Source organism: uncultured Pseudacidovorax sp. (assembly GCF_913773995.1).
Lineage (GTDB): Bacteria > Pseudomonadota > Gammaproteobacteria > Burkholderiales > Burkholderiaceae_C > Xenophilus.
On sequence record NZ_CAJYES010000128.1, the window covers coordinates 1 to 3,096 of the forward strand.

Annotated in this window: 2 protein-coding genes; both read left to right on the forward strand. The window is 69.0% G+C overall.

Features of this window, described 5'->3' with window-relative positions:
• A partial coding sequence (locus QZ772_RS11745) for an efflux RND transporter periplasmic adaptor subunit (RefSeq protein ID WP_295526274.1) occupies positions 1–764 on the forward strand: 764 nt, incomplete at its 5' end.
• The coding region (locus QZ772_RS11750; RefSeq protein WP_295526276.1) for an efflux RND transporter permease subunit at positions 761–3,096 on the forward strand (2,336 nt) is incomplete at its 3' end. The genes QZ772_RS11745 and QZ772_RS11750, both read left to right, overlap by 4 nt.

The following is a 3,096-nucleotide window of genomic DNA, read 5'->3' on the forward strand; positions in this document are numbered from 1 at the left end:
GCGACACCGCCGCCGTCTCGGCCGCGCAGGTGCAGCTGAGCTATGCCACGCTCACCGCCCCCCTGTCGGGCCGCATCGGCGCCCGGTTGGTCGACCCCGGCAACATCGTCCACGCCACCGACGCGGCCGGCCTGCTGGTCATCAACCAGATCGACCCCATCGCCGTGCAGTTCACCGTGCCCGAAAGCGCCTTCCAGGCCATCAACACCGCCCTCCACGGCCCGGCGCCGCTGCAGGTGCAGGCCATCGACCGCGCCACGCACGAGGTGCTGGCCACCGGCGAGCTGACGCTGCTGAATAACCAGATCGACGTCACCACCGGCACCATCGCCATGAAGGCCCGCTTCGCCAACCCCGACCACAAGCTGTGGCCGGGGCAGTCGGTGGATGCGCGGCTGGTGCTGGGCCAGCAGCGCGATGCGCTCACCGTGCCCGCCCCCGCCGTGCAGCGCGGCCCCAACGGGCTGTTCAGCTACGTGGTCGATGCCGACAACAAGGCCCGCGTGCAACCCATCGAGCTGGGCAGCAGCGAGGGCAACACGGCCGTGGTGACGAAGGGCCTGAAGGCGGGCGACCGCGTGGTGACCGACGGCCAGTTCCGCCTGGCCCCGGGCACCGCCGTGCGCGAGGCCAGGGAAGGCGGCGAGGGCAAGGGCGCCGCCCCCGGCGCGGACAAGCCCGCCACCGACAAGCCCGCCACCGACAAGCCTGCCGGCGCCAAGGCCGCAGAGACCGCCAACGGCGCCAAGGGAGCCACCTCGTGAGCATCTCTGCCGCCTTCATCCGCCGGCCCATCGGCACCTCGCTGCTGGCCGTCGCGCTGCTGCTCATCGGCCTGGTGGCCTGGCCGATGCTGCCGGTGGCACCGCTGCCGCAGGTGGACTTCCCGACCCTGCAGGTCACCGGCCGCCTGCCGGGCGCCAGCCCGGAAACCATGGCGTCGAACGTGGCGCAGCCGCTGGAGCGGCAGTTCTCGCTGATTCCCGGCCTGTCGCAGATGACCTCGACCAGCTCGCTGGGCCTGACGCAGATCACGCTGCAGTTCGACCTGGACCGCAACATCGACGGCGCCGCGCTGGACGTGCAGACCGCCATCAACTCGGCCACCGGCCAATTGCCCAAGAACCTGCCCAGCCCGCCGAGCTTCCGCAAGATCAACCCGGCCGATGCGCCGGTGCTGATCCTGGCGGTGCAGTCGCAGGTGCTGCCGATGACGCAGGTGGACGACTATGCCGAGAACATCCTGGCGCAGCAGATCTCGCGCATCGAGGGCGTGGGCCTGGTCAATGTGTTCGGTCAGCAGAAGCCGGCGGTGCGCATCCAGGTCGACCCGGCCAAGATCCGCGGCCTGGGCCTGAGCCTGGAGGACATCCGCGGCGTGATCGCCAACACCACCGTGAGCGCACCCACCGGCACGCTGGACGGCACCTCGCAGGCCATGAACGTCTACACCAACGACCAGCTGCTCAAGGCCGCGCCGTGGAACGACATGGTGCTGGCCTACCGCAACGGCGCACCCATCCGCGTGCGCGACGTGGGCGTGGCCGTGGATGGGCCGGAAAACGCCAAGATCGCCGCCTGGGCCTTCCCCGGCAAGGCCGAGCCGGAAGGCAGCCACATCGAGCCGGGCCAGGCCATTTCGCTGGCCATCACCAAGATGCCGGGCGCCAACGTGATCGACACGGTGGACCGCATCTTCGCGGCGCTGCCCAAGCTCAAGGCCTCGATCCCGCCCAGCGTGACGGTCAGCACCATCATCGACCGCACGCAAACCATCCGCGCCTCGGTCAAGGACGTGGAGTTCACCCTCGTGCTGTCGGTGGCGCTGGTGGTGGCGGTGATCTTCGTCTTCCTGCGCAGCATGACCGTCACGCTGATCCCCAGCGTGACCGTACCGCTCGCGCTGCTGGGCACGGCCGCCGTGATGTACGTGCTGGGCTATTCGCTGGACAACCTGTCGCTCATGGCGCTGACCATCGCGGTGGGCTTCGTGGTGGACGACGCCATCGTGATGCTGGAGAACATCTACCGCCACATCGAGGACGGCATGCCGCCCATGCAGGCGGCACTGCAAGGCGCGCAGGAAATCGGCTTCACCATCGTGTCGATCTCGGTGTCGCTGGTGGCCGTGTTCATCCCGCTGCTGCTGATGGGCGGCATCGTGGGGCGCCTGTTCCGCGAGTTCGCGGTGACGGTGACGCTGACCATCGCCGTGTCGGTGGTGGTCTCGCTCACGCTCACGCCCATGCTGTGCGCCAAGTTCCTGAAGAACCCGCATGGCGACGGCACGCATGCCGCACCGAAGCACGGCAAGCTCTTCGACCTGTTCGAGCGCGGCTTCGAGGCCATGATCGGCGGCTACCGCCGCGCGCTCGAAGTGGTGCTGCGCCATCCCTTCATCACGCTGCTGAGCTTCATCGCGACGGTGGCCGCCACCGTGGCGCTGTTCATCGTGATTCCCAAGGGCTTCTTCCCGCAGCAGGACACGGGCTACATCTTCGGCACCGCGGTGGCAGGGCAGGATTCCTCGTCCGAGGCCATGCACGGGCGCATGCTGGCCCTGGCCGACATCGTGCGGCAGGACCCGGACGTCACCGCCTTCGGCCTGCAGGCCGGTGCCAGCACCTTCAACTCGGGCAACTTCTTCATCGGCCTCAAGCCCAAGGAAGACGGCCGCACCGAGACCGCCGACGAGATCATCGGCCGCCTGCGGCCCAAGCTGGCGCGCGTGCCCGGCATCACGCTCTACATGCAGGCCGGGCAGGACATCAACGTGGGCGGCCGGCTGGCGCGCACCCAGTACCAGTACACGCTGACCGACACCGACCTGGGCGAGCTCGACACCTGGACGCAGCGCATCACGCAGCGCCTGCAGCAGCTGCCGGCCCTCACCGACGTGAGCTCCGACCAGCAGAACGCCGCGCCCATGGCCAGCCTGACCATCGACCGGCAGCGCGCCTCCAGCTACGGCATCACGCCGGCGCTGATCGACGCCACGCTGTACGACGCCATCGGCCAGCGGCAGGTGGCGCAGTACTTCACCCAGCTCAACAGCTACAACGTGGTGCTGGAAGTGACGCCTGCACTGCAGCAGGA